We start from the raw sequence: 16,067 nt of genomic DNA, 5'->3' as shown, positions 1-16,067 counted from the left end.
CCGCTTCACTGGAGGCCTGTTTCGGGCCGCTCAGGCGCGTGCCCTGACGCCCTACCGGGCGTCTATCAGCGACTGCAGAACATCCGGCGCGAAATGCTCGCCGATATAGTCGGCCAGGCCGTCGAACACCGAATCCAGCGTGGGCGCGGCCGCGCCGAACAGCGCCTGCAGCACGCGTGGGTCTTCAAACATGCCATGTAAATAAAGGCCCAGCACATTGCCGGCATGGTTCTGCCAGGCCAGCCCCTCGGGCATCACGGCATGCGCGATGTCCCCCGCCGCGGCCATGGCCGAATGCGGGGCCGTCTGGCCGTGGTGGATTTCATAACCCTGCACTTCGACACCCGACAAGGCGGCCCATAGCCCGCGCAGCGGTGTGAACCCGGCCTGGCGGTGCCGCACGGTCTTGGCTTCGTCAAACACCGTGACCACCGGCAGCAGGCCCAGGCCGGGCGCGTTGCCGTCTATGCCGTGCGGGTCTATCAGCGCCTCGCCCAGCATCTGCAGGCCGCCGCAAATGCCCAGCACCGCGCCGCCCCGGCCCGCGTGCGCTGCCACGGCCTGGTCCAGCCCCTGCGCGCGCAGCCAGGCCAGGTCGCCGCTGGTGTGTTTGGAACCGGGCAGGATCACCCAGTCGGCGCCCATCAGCTCCGCCGGGCTGCGCGCCCACTTGAGGCGCACACCGGGCACATTCTTGAGCGGCTGGAATTCGTCGAGGTTGCTGATGCGCGGATAGGCGACCACGGCAACCGTGGTGCTGATCGCGCCCGAAGCCACGCTGCGGTCGTCAAAGACCCCGTCTTCCTCGGGCAGGCCGTGCTGCCACCACATGGGCAAGGTGGCCACTGTCGGAATGCCGGTCATGTCCTGCAGCATCTGCGGTCCCGGCGCCAGCAGTTTGGCGTCACCGCGGAATTTGTTGAGCACAAAGCCTTTGATGAGTTTTCGCTCGGCTTCGTCCAGCATGGCCCAGGTGCCGTAGAGATGCGCGAACGCGCCGCCGCTGTCTATGTCGGTCACCAGCAGGCAGGCCGCATGGGCGTGCTGCGCGGCGCGCATGTTGACGATGTCGCTGGCCTTGAGGTTGATCTCTGCCGGCGATCCCGCGCCCTCCATCACCACCACGTCGTTCTCGGCGATCAGTTCATCAAGCGCCCGCGACACCACAGGCCAGACCGAGGCGCTGCGGCCGCGCCATTCCATGCGCGACAGTTCGGCATTGACCTGCCCCATCAGCACGACCTGGCTTTGGGTGTCTTTTTCGGGCTTGAGCAGCAACGGGTTCATGCGCACGTCGGGCACGGCTCTCGCCGCCAGCGCCTGGAAATACTGGGCGCTGCCGATCTCGCCCTGCTCCACCACCCTGGCGTTGTTGCTCATGTTCTGCGCTTTAAACGGCGCAACCTTGAGTCCTTGCCGTGCGTAATAACGGCACAGCGCGGTCGTCAGCCAGCTTTTGCCGGCGCCGCTGGTGGTGCCCAGCACCATGACACTTTTTGCGCTCATGTGGTTCTAAAAAGTTGTTGCCACGCATTGTGCAGCGCATCCTGCACGGCGGGCGGCTGCACGCCCAGGCGCACATGGCCGGGCAGGCCGAAGGAAGCCGTGTCGCGCAGCTTGATGCCCTGGGCGCGCAACGCGGCCAGGGCCTGTTGCAGGTTCTGGCCTTCCGGCAAGGCCGGTTGCGCGCAGAAAAAATTCGCGTCGCTGGGCAGGCAGCGCCAGCCCAGCGATTCGCATACCGCGATCTGCCGGGCCTTCCATTCACGCAAGGTCTCGAGGCTGGCGGCCAGCCAGTCCTGCGCCTCGTGGCCGGTCCAGGCCATCAGCATGGCCTCGCCGTGCGCACCCACCGGCCAGGAGGGGCAGAGCTGCTCGAGCGCAGCAGCGCTGCCCTCTTGCCCCAGCGGCGCAATCACATAGGCCGCGCGCACGCCGGTCAGGCCAAGCGCCTTGTTGGGCGTCCAGAGCTGCCAGGTGTTGTTGAGTTGTTGCGGCGAAAGCGTAGGCGCGGCGCTAAGCCTCAGCGGCTCGTAAGCACGGTCCAGCACGACAAGCGTTTGCGTGCCCCGACCGTCGACAAGCGCGCTCAAGCCTTGCTGTGCGGCCCCAAGTGGGCTGGAAGGCTCGCAGGCCCAGAGCAGTTGCGCATCCTCAGGTTTGCCGGCCACCGCCATGCCCTGCGCATCCGCGGCCTGCGCGTAATCGCCATAACTGAGCGGCGGCAGCCAGATGGCACGCGCGCCCTGCCCGACCGCCAGAGCCGTGATGCGAAAGATGAATTCACTGGCGCTCGCGGCCGGCAGCACACGCGCCTCGTCCACGCCATGGAAGGCCGCCAGTTGCCGGCGCAAAACCGTGTAGCAGGCGTCGGGATAACGCGTGGCATCGGCCCGCTGGACGGCCACGATTGCCGAAGGGCAAGGCCCGCAGGCATTGCTGTTGGTTGAAAAGTCATGCAGCGGAATGCCCAGGCCATCGGGTCCGCCATGGGTGCGGTGTTTCGCGCTCATGCCGACTCCACCAGCACCGCGGCCAGCAGCAGCACCGCCGTGGCCAGGACGACCAGCGCAAACACTGCCTTGGCGGCCAGGCCCTGGGCCAGCGACGTGTCCGCCGCGGCGGGCGGCCGGCCTTCAGGGTTCAGCGTGTAGACGCCGGGTTTGCCCAGCGAAACACCCAGCGCCAGGGCCATGGCCGCCATGGGCCAGCCGCTATTGGGCGATGGGGTCTTGCGCGCTTCTTGATGCAAAGCGTGAAACGGCAGGCCGCGTGCCACCAGCGCGAGCAGCAGCGCGGTGRGGCGCGCCGGCACCCACGACAGCACGTCGTCCGCGCGCGCAGCCCACTTGCCGGCCCATTCCCAGTGCTTGCCGCGATAAGTGCCGCGGTAGCCCCACATGGCATCGGCGGTGTTGGCGAAGCGGTAGATGGCGGCGCCGGGCAGGCCGAACAGTACAAACCAGAAGAGGGGCGCCACCACGGAGTCGTTGAGGTTTTCGGCGAGCGATTCGATCGCGCTTTCGCGCACCTGGCTGGCACTGAGTTGCCTGGTGTCGCGGCTCACAAGCCAGGACAGGCGCTCGCGCCCGGCTTCCAGCGACTGGCCCAGCGCCAGCTCGACCGCGCCGACCTCTTCGCGCAGCATGCGCCAGGACATCATGCATTTGAGCAACCAGGCCATCAGCACCACCAGCAAGGCGGTGTCGACCGCGCCCTGCCAGTCCGGCGCCGCGACGTAGCCGGCCAGTTGCCAGAACACCAGTGCCTGCGCGCCCCAGGCCACGACGCCCACCAGTGCCACGCCCAGCCACCAGGCCAGCGCGCCCAGCCAGAATGCCGTCGCGGGTGGGCAGTGCACCGTCACGCCGCCGCAGAGTTTCAGGTAGTTGCCCATCCAGACCACCGGGTGGACGGGCGAAGGCGGCTCGCCCATGTGCCGATCTATCCACAGCGCCAGCCCCAGGGCCAGCGCCAGGCAACCGGCGGCATACGGCAGGCCGGGTGAAAGGTAAAAACCGGTCCAGATCATGGACGGCGGCAAAGCGAGGCAGACCGTCGGGGCTCGTCGGGAATCGTCATGGCACCTCTTGGGAAGTGGGGGCGGCGCCCCATCGGTCCTCAAACACCATCTCGGCCAGCGGCGCGCGGCGCGCCCACTTTTCGGCCTGCAGCATGGGCTGGTCGTAAAAAGCCTGCACCGGTCCCAGGCACAGCACGGCGATCGGCTGGCTGCCCTCGGGCATGTGCAGCAGCGCGGCCAGTTGCAGCGGATCAAAGATCGAGACCCAGCCCATGCCCAGCCCTTCGGCACGCGCCGCGAGCCAGAGGTTCTGGATGGCGCAGGCCGCCGAGGCCAGGTCCATCTCGGGCAGCGTGCGGCGGCCGAACACATGCTGCTCCCGCCCCGGCGGCAGCGCCACCACCAGCACCTCGGCGGCATCCAGCACGCCCTGCACTTTGAGTTTCATGAACTCGTCTTCGCGGGTACACCGCCTCCTGCTCAGCGGCGCTGAAGGCGTGGCCGGGCGTGGCCGGACCCCCGGCCGGGACCAAACCCGTCACAGCGCTCACTGCGGTGCTTGCACGGCGCCGACAGCAGGCGCCTCAGTACGTTGCAGCACCGCCAGCAAGGCCGGGCGTACCCAGYGCTGGAAGGCCCATCCGCCGGCCAGGCCCATACAGACCCAGAACGACAGGGACACCCAGGTGGTGGCCCAGATGAACTGCGTGCCCAGTTGCTCCAGCGCGGCATGGGCTTCAGGGCCGAAGCCGGCCAGGGCATCGCCCTGCAGCTTGGGCGCGCCCACCACAAAGGGCAGCGCCAGCAAGGCAGCGGCCACCAGCCAGCGCCAGGATGCGCGTGCAAAACCGGCCACGGCGCAAGCGCCGGCCGCACTGGCCACCGCCAGCACCCACCAGACCTGGCGGGCCTGCAATGGCGCGGCCTCCATGCCGGGCACTTCCGCATGCAGGCCCAGCGAGGGCCAGAGGTGAAAGCTCAGCCAGCCGGCCGCCGCCACCAGGCCGGCCAGGCGCAGCGAGGCCACCGCGCCGCCGCGCCGGTAAAGCCATACGCCCATGACCGCAAACAGCAGCAATGCCATGCTGAAAGCGTGCAGGATGTTGGCCACCCAGGTCCAGCCAATGCGTTCGGCGCCGTTTGCGGGCTCCCATTCCTTGGCGGTGCCGTGCTCGTGAGGCGCCGCGCCTTCGGCATGCGTGTGGGCAGCGGGCGCTTCGGCAGGCTTGGGAGCCTCGGCCTTTTGCTCTTCATACACCTCAGCCGCCAGGATCAGTGGGGCGGCTTGCCAGCGCTGCATGCCGGTTTGCACGCTGCCCACCACCACCGCGGTGGCCAGGGCAGCCCAGATCAATCGTTGGAAAATCATGGATGTCTCCCGGTGAAAGTACAGCTCAATGGCAAGGTTTGACGGTGATGTGGCGCACATCGTGCGCGGCGTTGTGCGCCAGCGGGCTCTCGGCAAAGGCCACGCCGTAGAGGACGACAAAGCCCAGTGCCGCGGCGCCGAACAGCGGACGCAGCACGGCCAGGCCGGGGTTGAGGGTGTGGGAAGGGCTGTGGGTCAGCGTTGTCGGTTCGGTCATGGCGATCTCCTTGAAGTAAGTGGTAAATGGAAGGGAGGGTGAAATAAATCAAACGTAATGGATTCGGTGCGTCATGTCGAGCCCTGGCCGACGGGGGGCAGCCGCGCCAGGATACCGCCGCGCAGGCGCTCGGGCCGCGAGTTCCGGGCCAGGTTGCCGTCGGCGCTGTGCTTGTGCAGTTGGGCGCAGGCCAGCACCTGGGCCGCAGTCTCGGCGTCGGGGACCAGATCGCCGAAGTAATAGCTGAATTTGCCCGGCGCCTGCAAGGTCACGGTGCAGGCGCGGGAGCAGCCGCTCATGCAGGCCAGGCCGCGCAGCTGCAGGCCTTTGTGTTCCCCGGTGTCGAGCTCGCACACCAGCAACGCGTCCTGCACGGCCTCGAACAGGGCCAGGCCGTGGGCCGGCAGTTCGCGCGATGCGCCCGGCGGGCGGCAAGTGGTGCAGACAATGATTTCGGTATCGGACATTGTTAAGGGTTCGTTTTGCAATGGGGAGGTCAAGCTGGCGCCAGGTGGTGTTCCGCACCCCAGCGCGCGGCCCAGGCGGCACAGCGGCCCAGGGGTTTGTGCGGATCATCAAAGTCCACGATCACGAGATGCTGCGCCGCCAGCGGCGCCTGGGGCTTCTCCAGCGTGCGGCCGTCCGTCAGCAGCCACAGCCAGCATTCGGTGGGGCCGCTTTTGCGCAGGCTGCGCTGCAGCAGCCTTTCGGCCTGGACAAGCGCTTCGGCCAAAGGCGTGCCACCGCCACCGCCGACGGGACGCAGGCGCTGGCTGCCGGCGGCGCGTGCGCGGCCCGGCGGCAGCAATAACTCGACGCCCTGCCCGCCGAAGCGCAGCAGTGCCACGTCGTCGCCCTGGCGCGCGGCCTGCTCGATCATGAAGGCTGCATGGCCCTTGGCYAGCGCCAGGCGGCCACGCGCGCGCATGGAGCCCGAGGTGTCGAGCACGATGCAATGCAGCCGGCTGCCGCGCAGCGCCACGGGCTGGCGGCGCAGATGCTCGCGCCGCAGCGGCGCGGGCCCTTTGGCCACCACGGTGGGCAGCCAGGCGATGGCGGCACTGTGCTGCGCGCCCCCCTGCGCCGCGACGCTTGCGGGAGGAAGCTGGGGTGGAGGCCACCGCCGGCCGCCGGGCCCGTTGCGCGGGCGGCGGCCGGGGTGGCCTAGGCTTTTTTTGGCGGCCACCCCGCGATGCGCTGGACCTTGGCCATGCCTTCGGGCTGCGCCGGCAACGCGCCCCAATCACCTTGCGGCGTGGATGCTGCGGACGGTTCATCTTGAGGGCGCTCCGGGCTGTGTGGGGGCTGCTGCCGTTCCGGGGCATTCGCCGGTGCCTGCGGTTCAGCACGGCCTCAGGCCAGGTGAGGCGCGGCAGCGCGGAGCGGGCCGCCWCCAGCGCGGCGCTGAGCCTGCGTTGTTCTTCCGCATGTTGCTCGCCGAGTGCGGCCGGGTTTTCATCAAAACCCAGGCGCGCACGGAGGATGGCGGTGCGCTGCTGCGCATCCACCGGATTGGCCAGCGCCACCGACAGGCCGAAGCGGTCCAGCAGCTGCGGGCGCAGCTCGCCCTCCTCCGGATTCATGGTGCCCACCAGCACGAAGCGCGCGGCATGCTGGCGCGAAATGCCGTCGCGCTCCACCGTGTTCACGCCGCTGGCGGCCGCGTCGAGCAAGGCGTCTACCAGTGCGTCGGGCAGCAGGTTGACTTCGTCCACATACAGCACGCCCTTGTGGGCCCGCGCCAGCAGGCCGGGCGCCAGGCGCACCTTGCCGTCGCGCAGCACATCTTCGACATTCAGGGTGCCCACCAGCTGCTCCAGGCTGGCGGCCAGCGGCAAGGTGACAAAGGGCGCGTCAGGCAGCAGCGCGGCCAGGGCGCGCGCTGCCGTGGACTTGGCCGTGCCGCGCGGGCCGCTGATCAGCACACCGCCGATGCCGGGATCTATGGCCGCCAGCTGCAGCGCGCGCTGCAGCTGCGGCTGGCCGACCAGCGCGGTGAAGGGAAAGGCCGCGCGCGCGGCGGGCTCAATGGCCTCAGCGGAAATGTTCAGTTCAGGGTGGTTCATGCCAGGGGTCCTTCTCCGTGTTCTTCAAGCCGGCGCTCCAGCGCCAGCAGATGTTCTTCAATGCGCTCGCGGTGCTCACCGGGCGCCTGCCACAGGCCGCGCCGCACGGCTTCGAGCAGGCGCTCGCCGATGCTGMGCAGCGCGCCGGGGTTGTGCCGCTGCAAAAATGCACGGTTGGTGTCGTCGTGCAGATAGGCCTCGGCCACCAGCGCGTACTGGTGGTCGCCCACCACGCCGGTGGTGGCGTCAAAGGCGAACAGGTAGTCCACCGTGGCCGCCATCTCGAAAGCGCCCTTGTAGCCGTGGCGGCGCACACCTTCCAGCCACTTGGGATTCACGGCGCGCGAACGCACGACACGCGCCACTTCCTCGCCCAGCGTGCGTATGCGCGGCGCACCCGGCACGCTGAAGTCGCCGTGGTAGAGCGCGGCCGGCGCGCCGGCCAGCTGCTCCACCGCCACCGCCATGCCGCCCTGGAACTGGTAGTAGTCGTCCGAATCGAGCACGTCGTGCTCTCGGTTGTCCTGGTTGTGCAGCACAGCGTCCAGGCCGGCCAGGCGCTGCTCGAAACTGCGGCGTGCGGCCGCGCCGTGTTCGCCCTGGCCGTAGGCAAAGGCACCGGCGCGCAGATAGGCCTGGGCCAGGTCGGCGCCGTCGTTCCAGCGGCCGCTGGCCATGACTTCCTGCAGCCCGGCGCCGTAGCCGCCGGGGCGCGGGCCGAACACGCGCCAGCTGGCCTCGCGCTCGGCGGCCTCGGCGCTGAGGCCCCTGCCCTGCGCCTCTTGCGCTTCGCGCCGCACGCGGGCGCGTATCGGGTTCACCTCGTCGGGTTCGTCCTCTTCGCTGATCGCGGCCMCGGCGCGCACGGCGGTATCGAACAGGTCGATCACATTGGGGAAGGCGTCGCGGAAGAAACCCGATACGCGCAGGGTCACGTCCACGCGCGGCCGGTTTTTGATGGCCATGGGCAGCACTTCGATGTCCACCACGCGGCTGCTGCCGTCAGCCCATTTGGGCCGCACGCCCAGCAGCGCGAAAGCCTGGGCAATGTCCTCGCCGCCGGTGCGCATGGTGCTGGTGCCCCAGACCGACAGGCCCAGGCAGCGCAGCATCTCGCCGTGGTCCTGCAGGTGGCGTTCGACCACACGCTCGGCAGCGGCGGCGCCCATGGCGTAGGCGGTCTGCGTGGGCACGGCGCGTGTGTCCACCGAATAGAAGTTGCGCCCCGTGGGCAGCACGTCAGGCCGGCCGCGCGAGGGCGCGCCACTGGGGCCCGCGGGTACAAACATGCCCGACAAGCCCCGCAGGCACTGGGCGATCTCCTGCGGGCCGCAGGCGTCCAGGCGCGGGCGCAGCACCTGGTGCATGCGTTGCAGCACCGGCGCGGTGTGCGGCCAGGCGGCCGCATCCCAGGGTTCGCCGGCGATGACATGGTCCGCGACGAGTTGCCGGGCCAGCAATTCCAAACGCTCGCGCGTGTGGCCGGCGTGGCGCCAGGCTTCGGGACTCAACTGCTGCAACACCGCGGGATGGGGGCCGGTCCATGGAGCGGCCCACTCGGGGCTGAGTGCATTGAAGCCCCCGACGCCATCCAGCTTCAAATCCTGGGCCAATGCCACCAGCAAGCTGCGCTGGCCGGCGGCCGAGCCACCAGGGAAACGCGCCAGCGCCACCAGCGTATCAACCTGCTGGCGGCCCTGCGGCGAGCTACCCAGGATGTGCAGGCCGTCGCGGATCTGCGATTCCTTGATCTCGCAGAGGTAGGCGTCGAGCCGCTGCAGCAGCGCCTGGCGCGCCGCCTCGTCCACGGGTTTGGCAAAACCCAGCTCAGCGTGCAGGCCTTCGCTGAGCACGCGCTCCAGGATGTCCACGCGCAGGCGCTGCGCGCGCCGGGGGTCCAGCGACAGGGCCTCGTAGTACTCGTCCATCTGCCGCTCCAGCTTTTGCAGCGGGCCGTAAGTCTCGGCGCGGGTCAGCGCCGGCATCAGGTGGTCGATGATGACCGCCTGGGTGCGGCGCTTGGCCTGGCTGCCCTCGCCGGGGTCGTTGACGATAAAGGGATACAGGTGCGGCAAGGGACCCAGGATGGCGTCGGGCCAGCAGGCCGCGCCCAGCGCCACGCTTTTGCCGGGCAGCCATTCAAGGTTGCCGTGTTTGCCCACGTGCACCACAGCGTCCACCGCAAAACTGCGGCGCAGCCAGAAATAAAACGCCAGGTAGTTATGCGTGGGCACCAGGTCGGCGTCGTGATAGGTGGCGACCAGGTCCAGGTCGCGCCCGCGCGCGGGCTGTATGCCCACAAACACATGGCCCAGGCGCAGGCCGGACACCATGAAGCGGCCGCTGCGCACCATGGGGTCCTGTTCGGGCACGCCCCACAAGGCATTGACAGCATCGCGGCCGGCGGCGTCCAGGCGATTGAAATCTTCCAGGTAGTGGTCCATGGCCAGGCTCTGGCCGGCGGGCCGCACGTCGTTGGCGTCGAGGTTGTTGGTGACACCCGCCACCAGCGCTGCAATCAGTGCGTCACCGCCCTCGGGCAGATCGCCGGTGGCATAACCCGCACCCTGCATGGCGCGCAGCAAGGCCACGGTGGAGGCCGGCGTGTCCAGGCCCACGCCGTTGGCGAGGCGCGCATCGTCATTGGGGTAGTTGGCCAGGACCAGCGCCACGCGCTTGTCTGCATTCGGCTTGCCGCGCAGAACGCACCAGCGGCGCGCCAGTTCGGCCACAAAGGCCATGCGTTCGGGCTCGGGCTGGTAGCGCACCACGTCGACCTCGGTGCGTTCATCGCGCCAGGCCAGGCCCTTGAAGCTGATGGCGCGCGTACCGATGCGGCCGTCCACCTCGGGCAGCACCACCTGCATCGCCAGGTCGCGCGGCGCCAGGCCGTGCGGATCGTCCTGCCATTGCTCTTGCGAGCAGCCCGCGGTGATCAGTTGCAGCACCGGGGCGTCGCCGGCCAGCGGCTCCATCAGCGCGCCGTCCACGCTGTCGGCGTCGTCGCCATCGAGCGCGGTGATGGCGAAACTGGTGGCGTTGAGCACCACGCCGACCTGGTGCTCGGCGGCCAGCGACCGCAGCAGCGCCAGGCTGGCGGGAGTTTTCAGCGAATCCACCGCCACGGCCACGGTGTTGAGGCCCGCACCGTGAAGCGCCGCCAGCATGGCGTCAAACACCGCGGTGTTGCCGGCCTGCACATGGGCGCGGTAAAACACCAGCAGCGCGGCGGGTACGCCGTCCTGCCATGGCGCTATCTCCCGTGGCTGGTAGGCCATGGCGGGTGGCAGGGCCGCGGGCGGTGCGGGGCGCGGGCCCAGGCCAAAAGCAGAGTGGCCTATCAATTCAAAAAATGTACGGGCATTGTCGCGGCCGCCTTCACGCAGGCAGCGCCAGAGCTGCCGGCAATCCTCGTGCGGGGCGGTGCTGCGCATCAGCAGTTGCAGGTCTTCAGCGGCATCGCCCGAGAACAACGCCAGCCACTGGCCGCGTTCGCGGGCCAGTTCGCGCACACGCTCCACCACATAAGCCCAGTCGCTGGCTGCCCCAAGATGGTCGATCACCACCACGCGCGCATGCTTCAATACTTCGTCCACATACATGTCGGCAGATGCCGGCTGGCGCAGCCACATCAGGTTCGCCAGGCGCACAGTGGGGAAACCATCGGGCAACTGCTGCGCCGCATCGGCCAGCAAAGCCAGCGTGGTATCGGCCGCGCTGAGCACCACGATGTCGCCCGGCGTTTGTTCCACGCGCACCACGCCCTGGCCACCGTCTTCAACGTGGCCGCCTGGGCGTGTAGAGAGCAAATGCATTTTTTACTTCAATGTTCAAACAGTCTGGGCATGCCGAAGAGGGCGGGATGGGCGGCTACGCGAATGTCCCCCGCAGCGGCCTAAGGCCGACTGCTCCTCCTTTATTTCGCTACGCCACCCACCCCACCCTCTTCGGCAATCAGCGTTGGGGTTGTGCAGCGGCTGAACAAACCAAACCGCACCTGGCGCAGGCCGACGGGGCATTCTGCGCAGCGGCATAAAGGAGGAGCCCGCAGGGCAGCCCGCAGGGCGGAGGACAGCCGCGGAGCAGAGTGCCCCGTCGGCCTGCGCCCTCCACAAACGTACAGCTACAGCGTGCATTTCGATTCAGGCCGTGGTTTTATCCAAGGCAGCCTCCAACTCAGCCTGCAAGACGGCGGCATTCAATTCAGAGCCGATCAGCACCAGGCGCGACTGCCGCGCTTCACCGTCGCGCCAGGGGCGGTCAAAGTAGCTGTCAAACCGCGTGCCCACACCCTGCACCACCAGGCGCATGGCCGATCCGGGCAAGGCCACAAAGCCCTTGACGCGGTAGATCTCATGGCCTTCGACGAGGCTGCGCAGCGCGGCCAGCAGCGCATCCCGATCGGGCACGTCCAGCGCCACCTGCACCGAGTCAAAGGCGTCGTGGTCGTGGTCTTCTTCCTCGTCGTGGTGGGTCTTGCGCTGGTCGATCACGTCTTCGACCGCACGCTCCAGGCCCAGCAGCACGCCGATGTCGATGCGGCCGTGCTGCGCATGCACCAGCTTGACGCCGGGCGCAGTCTCGGCGCGGATGGCGGCTTCCACGCCGGCCAGCGCGGCGGCGTCCAGGCCGTCGGTCTTGTGCACCACCACCAGGTCGGCCGTGGCGAGCTGGTCTTCAAACAGTTCGTGCAGCGGCGATTCGTGGTCGAGGTTGTCATCGGCGCGGCGCTGGGCATCGACGGCCACCGGGTCGTCGGCAAAATCGCCGGCGGCGACCGCGGGCGCATCCACCACCGTCACCACCGCATCCACCGTGAAGGTGTTGCGCAGCGCGGGCCACTGGAAGGCCTGCACCAGCGGCTTGGGCAGGGCCAGGCCCGAGGTCTCGATGATCAGGTGGTCGATCTGGTCGCGGCGCGCGGCCAGTTTTTCCATCACGGGCGCGAACTCTTCCTGCACGGTGCAGCACAGGCAGCCGTTGGCGAGTTCATAGAGTTGCCCGTTTTCTTCGCCGTTCTCGTCGCAGCCTATGCCGCAGCCGCGCAGCAGTTCACCGTCGATGCCGAGCTCGCCGAACTCGTTGACGATGACCGCGATGCGCCGGCCCTGCGCGTTGGCCAGCAGATGCCGCAGCAGCGTGGTCTTGCCGCTGCCCAGGAAGCCGGTGACGATGGTGGCGGGGATTTTTCGGGTTTGCATAAGTTAAGTCTCGTTTGAAAAAATTAACGGGGCGAGTTAACGGGTGGTAGTGCGCTCAGGCATTCCACCAGCATCTGCGCGGCCTCGCCCAGGCGCGGGCCGGGGCGCGACAGCAGGTCCATGCGCTCGGTGTCCAGCAGGCACAGCTGCCGCTGGCGCACTGCGGGCAGCGCGCTCCAGCCGGGCCGCTCCGCGATGTTGGAAAGCGTGGCGCGCGGGCCGATGATGATGTCGGGCGGGCGGCGCAGCAGCAGCTCGGGGTTGATCCTGGGGAACAGGCCCAGCTCGCCGCCCACGACGTTGACCAGGCCCAGCCTGGCCACCGTCTCGCCGATAAAGCTTTTTTCACTGGCCGCGGACGACCCCGCCCCCACTTCCACATAAACGGTGCGCCCGCGCAGGGCCGCGGGCATGCGGCCGGCCGCGGCGTCGAGTTCGGCCTCCATGCGCGCCACCAGTTCCGTGGCACGCGCCGGCTCGCCCAGCATGTCGCCGAGCTTCAGCAGCATGCGTTTGAGGTCGGCGTGGGTACGGGCATCAAAGGTCATCACCGGCACGCCCAGGGCCTGCAGCCTTTCACCGGCGCGGCTGCGCGGGCCCAGCAAGACCATATTGGGGCGCAGGGTGACGATGCGTTCGATCTGCGCGTCCTCCAGCCCGCCCACCTTGGGCAGCGCCAGCACCGACCCGGGCCAGGTGGAATGGCGGTCGGTGCCCACCAGCTGCGCGCAGCGGCCCAGTGCGCACACGGCTTCGGTCAGCGAAGGCGCCAGTGTGACGATGCGCGAGACAGGCTGCGTGCCCTGCGCCATCGCGAAGCCGGAGAGCAGCCCGAGAACTGCCAGCGATGACACCATGGGCAGCACGCGCAATGCGATACGCGCCGCGGCAAACGTGTGAGATCCCTCTTCACCAGCCGGGGCCGCGGAACCGGCTTTGCCGGGCCGCAGGCGCAGCGCCCCCTCGGGGGGCAGCGCATTACACGGAGCCGAAGGCGAAGTGAAAAGCGTGGGGGCCATGTCTAGTCTTCGATGCCGCGCTGGGCGGGTACGCCGGCTTTGAAATGGTGTTTGATGAGCGTCATTTCAGTGACCGTATCCGCCAGCTCCACCAGCTCGGCCGGCGCATTCCGGCCGGTCAGCACCACGTGCACGTGAGGCGGGCGTTCGCGCAGGCAGGTGAGCACGGTTTCCAGCGGGATCCAGCCGTAGCGCAGCGGGTACATGATTTCGTCCAGCACCACCATGAAGTGCTCGCCGGCGCGTATCGTGGCCTCGGCCCTGGCCCAGCCATCGAGCGCGAGCTGGGCTGAGTGCTCGAGGTCGCGGCTCTTCCAACTGAAGCCGTCGCCCAGGCCTTCGATGGGAACACCCAGTTGCTCGAACAGCCGGTGCTCGCCGAAACGCGCGCTGGGCACTTTCATGAACTGGTAGACCTTGACGGCCTTGCCCCGGCCGTGGGCACGCAGGGCCAGGCCGAAGGCTGCCGTGCTTTTGCCCTTGCCGTGGCCGGTGTTGACCAGGATGAGACCGCGGCGCTCGCCGGTGGGCCTTTCGTAGGGCGTGGCCGAAGGTGGGGTTTCAATCTGCATGGGGGCCTTCTTTCCAGGATGGTTGACTTTGGGCAGCGCGATCCACTGCCCCTGCAAGGGGTGGACGGCGATGCGCCCGTCGAATACATCTTCCAGCGCGCGATGCGTGGCCAGGTCGGCGCAGGGGCCCTGGTGGGTGACGCGGCCTTCGGCCATCACCACCAGGCTGTCGGCCTGCAGCGCCATGGTGATTTCGTGCAGCACGCTGACCACGGTCTTGCCTTCGGCCACCAGGGCACGCACCACGTCCAGCCAGTCAGCCTGGTGCGGCGGATCCAGGTTGGCCAGCGGTTCGTCCATCAGCAGCACCTGGGCCTGCACCGCCAGGGCACGCGCCAGCAGCACGCGCTGGCGCTCGCCGCCCGACAGCTGACCCAGGGCGCGCTCGCGCCAGTCCCAGGCGCGGGTGGCGCGCAAGGCCTGTTCGACGGCTGCACGGTCGGCGGCGCTGGGAGGCGCCAGCCAGGCCTGGTGCGGCAGGCGGCCCAGCATGGCGACGTCCCACACGGTCAGGTCGTCGGCCGAGGTTTCGTTCTGGCCCAGCCAGGCCAGCTGGCGGGCGCGCTCGCGATGCGGCAGGGTGTGCAGCGGCTGGCCCAGCAGGCTGACCTCGCCGCTGTGCGGCAGCACGCCGGCCAGGGCCCTGAGCAAGGTGGACTTGCCCGCGCCGTTGGGGCCCACGATGCTGGTCCAGCGCGCGGCGGCGATGTCCAGGTGGATGCCGTGCAGCACCTGCTGCCTTTGCACGCCATGGCCGAGGCTGGCCGCTATGCCCTGCGCGCGAAGTGCGATGGGATTCGTCACGGTGCTCATGCCGCGCGCCCTCCGCCCAGGTTGCTGCTGCGGTGCATCAGCCACAGCAGGTAGCCGCCGCCGAGCACGGCGGTGAGCATGCCCACGGGCAGTTCCTGCGGGGCCATCAGGCCGCGCGCCAACGTGTCGGCGGCCATCAGCAGCACGCCGCCCATCAGGCTGGAGAGCAGCATCAGGTGGGCGTGCGTGGTCTTCACCACCGAGCGCACCAGGTGCGGCGCGGCCAGGCCCACAAAGGCGATCAGCCCGGTCTGCGCCACCGCGGTGCCGGTGGCCAGCGCCAGCACCGCCACCAGCGCCGCGCGCATGGGCGCCACCGGCAGGCCCAGGCTGACGGCCGTGGCGTCGCCCAGGCTCAGGCCGTCAAGCACACGCGCCAGCAGCCATGCCGCCAGCACGCAGGCCAACCACACGCCGGCCATCAACACGCAGGAGGTCCAGCCGACAAAAGCCGTCGAGCCCAGCATGAAGGCCTGCATGGCCTGCAGCGACTCGGGCGAGAACAGCAGCACCAGGTGCGTCATGGCCCCCAGCACCACGCCCACCACCACGCCGGCCAGCAGCAGGCGTAACGTGTGCCCCACCCCGCGCGAGAGCGCCAGCGTGAGCATCACCGCGAACACCGCGCCCAGGAAGGCCGCGCCGGTCAGGCCCAGGCGCACCCAGAGGCTGCTGGAAAACACGCTGACGGCCACGCCACCGCTCATCATGCTGCCGCCCAGCATGCCGGCGCCGCCGCCCAGGGCGGCCAGCGCCAGCGCCACGCCCAGCGAGGCGCCCGAGGCGCTGCCCAGCAAGTAGGGATCGGCCAGGGGATTGCGAAACAGGCCTTGCGCCACCGCACCGGCCAGGCCCAGCAAGGCGCCGGCCGCCCAGGCACCCAGAGTGCGCGGCAGGCGGATCTGCCAGACGATCTGCTGTGCCATCGCGGTCTGCGACGGATCCTGCGTGGGGTTGAGCAGCGGCCCGATTAAATTCTCGAGCCCGGCGCTGCCCACGCAAATGCCGAGCAGCATCAGGGCCAACGCGCCCAAAACACCGGCCCATACCAGCCACCACACGCGGGCCTGCATCATGGTTTGGCTCCCTTGGGTGCCTTGTCCAGCAGGCAGCGGGCCATGAGGCGCGCGCCTTCGGCCATGCGCGGGCCGGGACGCACCAGCACATCGGCCTCTTCGGCCGGGAAGATGCAGACCCGCTGTTCGCGCAGCGCACGAATGCTTTGCCAGCCGGGCCGGGCCTGCAGGCCGTCGGCGCTGCGCTGGCCGATCATGATCAGGTCGGGGT

At 69.0% G+C, this 16,067-nt stretch carries 12 protein-coding genes and 4 pseudogenes; all 16 read right to left on the bottom strand.

The window, feature by feature from the left end:
- Positions 1-51: 51 nt before the first annotated feature.
- Positions 52-1,506, bottom strand: coding sequence for a cobyric acid synthase (locus AC1D0P_RS21835; RefSeq protein WP_477678666.1), 1,455 nt, complete (start codon positions 1,504-1,506; stop codon positions 52-54).
- Positions 1,503-2,513 carry an aminotransferase class I/II-fold pyridoxal phosphate-dependent enzyme gene (locus AC1D0P_RS21830; RefSeq protein ID WP_477678665.1) on the bottom strand — a complete coding sequence of 337 codons (1,011 nt, stop codon included), beginning with the start codon at positions 2,511-2,513 and terminating at the stop codon, positions 1,503-1,505. The genes AC1D0P_RS21835 and AC1D0P_RS21830 overlap by 4 nt, the downstream gene beginning before the upstream one ends.
- Positions 2,510-3,532 carry an adenosylcobinamide-phosphate synthase CbiB gene (gene cbiB / locus AC1D0P_RS21825; RefSeq protein WP_477678664.1) on the bottom strand — a complete coding sequence of 341 codons (1,023 nt, stop codon included), beginning with the start codon at positions 3,530-3,532 and terminating at the stop codon, positions 2,510-2,512. Before cbiB ends, AC1D0P_RS21830 begins: the two co-directional genes overlap by 4 nt.
- Positions 3,533-3,578: 46 nt before the next feature.
- Positions 3,579-3,986, bottom strand: a pseudogene (bluB, locus tag AC1D0P_RS21820) (5,6-dimethylbenzimidazole synthase); the annotation flags it as partial.
- Positions 3,987-4,070: 84 nt separating this feature from the next.
- Complete coding sequence (locus tag AC1D0P_RS21815; protein ID WP_477678663.1) at positions 4,071-4,892, bottom strand: CbtA family protein; 822 nt, start codon at positions 4,890-4,892, stop codon at positions 4,071-4,073.
- Positions 4,893-4,917: 25 nt separating this feature from the next.
- Entirely contained in the window at positions 4,918-5,109 is a 192-nt protein-coding gene (locus AC1D0P_RS21810; RefSeq protein ID WP_477678662.1) for a CbtB domain-containing protein, read from the bottom strand.
- A gap of 71 nt (positions 5,110-5,180) precedes the next feature.
- Positions 5,181-5,576 (bottom strand): DUF1636 family protein, encoded by a 396-nt coding sequence (locus AC1D0P_RS21805; RefSeq protein WP_477678661.1) that lies wholly within the window; start codon positions 5,574-5,576, stop codon positions 5,181-5,183.
- Between the two features lie 29 nt (positions 5,577-5,605).
- Complete coding sequence (locus tag AC1D0P_RS21800; protein ID WP_477678660.1) at positions 5,606-6,145, bottom strand: vWA domain-containing protein; 540 nt, start codon at positions 6,143-6,145, stop codon at positions 5,606-5,608.
- A 334-nt stretch (positions 6,146-6,479) separates the two neighbouring features.
- Positions 6,480-7,175 (bottom strand): annotated as a pseudogene (locus AC1D0P_RS21795) (ATP-binding protein); the annotation flags it as partial.
- Positions 7,172-10,990: a cobaltochelatase subunit CobN gene (gene cobN / locus AC1D0P_RS21790; protein ID WP_477678659.1), complete on the bottom strand. Its 3,819-nt coding sequence runs from the start codon at positions 10,988-10,990 to the stop codon at positions 7,172-7,174. The pseudogene AC1D0P_RS21795 and the gene cobN, both read right to left, overlap by 4 nt.
- Before the next feature lie 327 nt (positions 10,991-11,317).
- On the bottom strand, positions 11,318-12,376 hold the full coding sequence (cobW, locus tag AC1D0P_RS21785; protein WP_477678658.1) for a cobalamin biosynthesis protein CobW: 1,059 nt from the start codon (positions 12,374-12,376) through the stop codon (positions 11,318-11,320).
- A 23-nt stretch (positions 12,377-12,399) separates the two neighbouring features.
- The gene (locus AC1D0P_RS21780; protein WP_477678657.1) at positions 12,400-13,395 is read right to left on the bottom strand and encodes an ABC transporter substrate-binding protein; all 996 of its coding nucleotides are present in this window, start codon (positions 13,393-13,395) and stop codon (positions 12,400-12,402) included.
- A 2-nt stretch (positions 13,396-13,397) separates the two neighbouring features.
- Positions 13,398-13,967 carry a cob(I)yrinic acid a,c-diamide adenosyltransferase gene (gene cobO, locus AC1D0P_RS21775; protein WP_477678667.1) on the bottom strand — a complete coding sequence of 190 codons (570 nt, stop codon included), beginning with the start codon at positions 13,965-13,967 and terminating at the stop codon, positions 13,398-13,400.
- A gap of 27 nt (positions 13,968-13,994) precedes the next feature.
- Positions 13,995-14,780, bottom strand: a pseudogene (locus AC1D0P_RS21770) (ABC transporter ATP-binding protein); the annotation flags it as partial.
- Entirely contained in the window at positions 14,777-15,856 is a 1,080-nt protein-coding gene (locus AC1D0P_RS21765; protein WP_477678656.1) for a FecCD family ABC transporter permease, read from the bottom strand. The gene AC1D0P_RS21765 and the pseudogene AC1D0P_RS21770, both read right to left, overlap by 4 nt.
- Positions 15,853-16,067, bottom strand: a pseudogene (locus AC1D0P_RS21760) (ABC transporter substrate-binding protein); the annotation flags it as partial. The gene AC1D0P_RS21765 and the pseudogene AC1D0P_RS21760, both read right to left, overlap by 4 nt.

It is taken from the genome of Polaromonas sp. P1_G2 (genome assembly GCF_056405515.1).
Note: the sequence above shows the minus strand (reverse complement) of the source record. Positions and strands in the feature narration are given on the sequence as shown.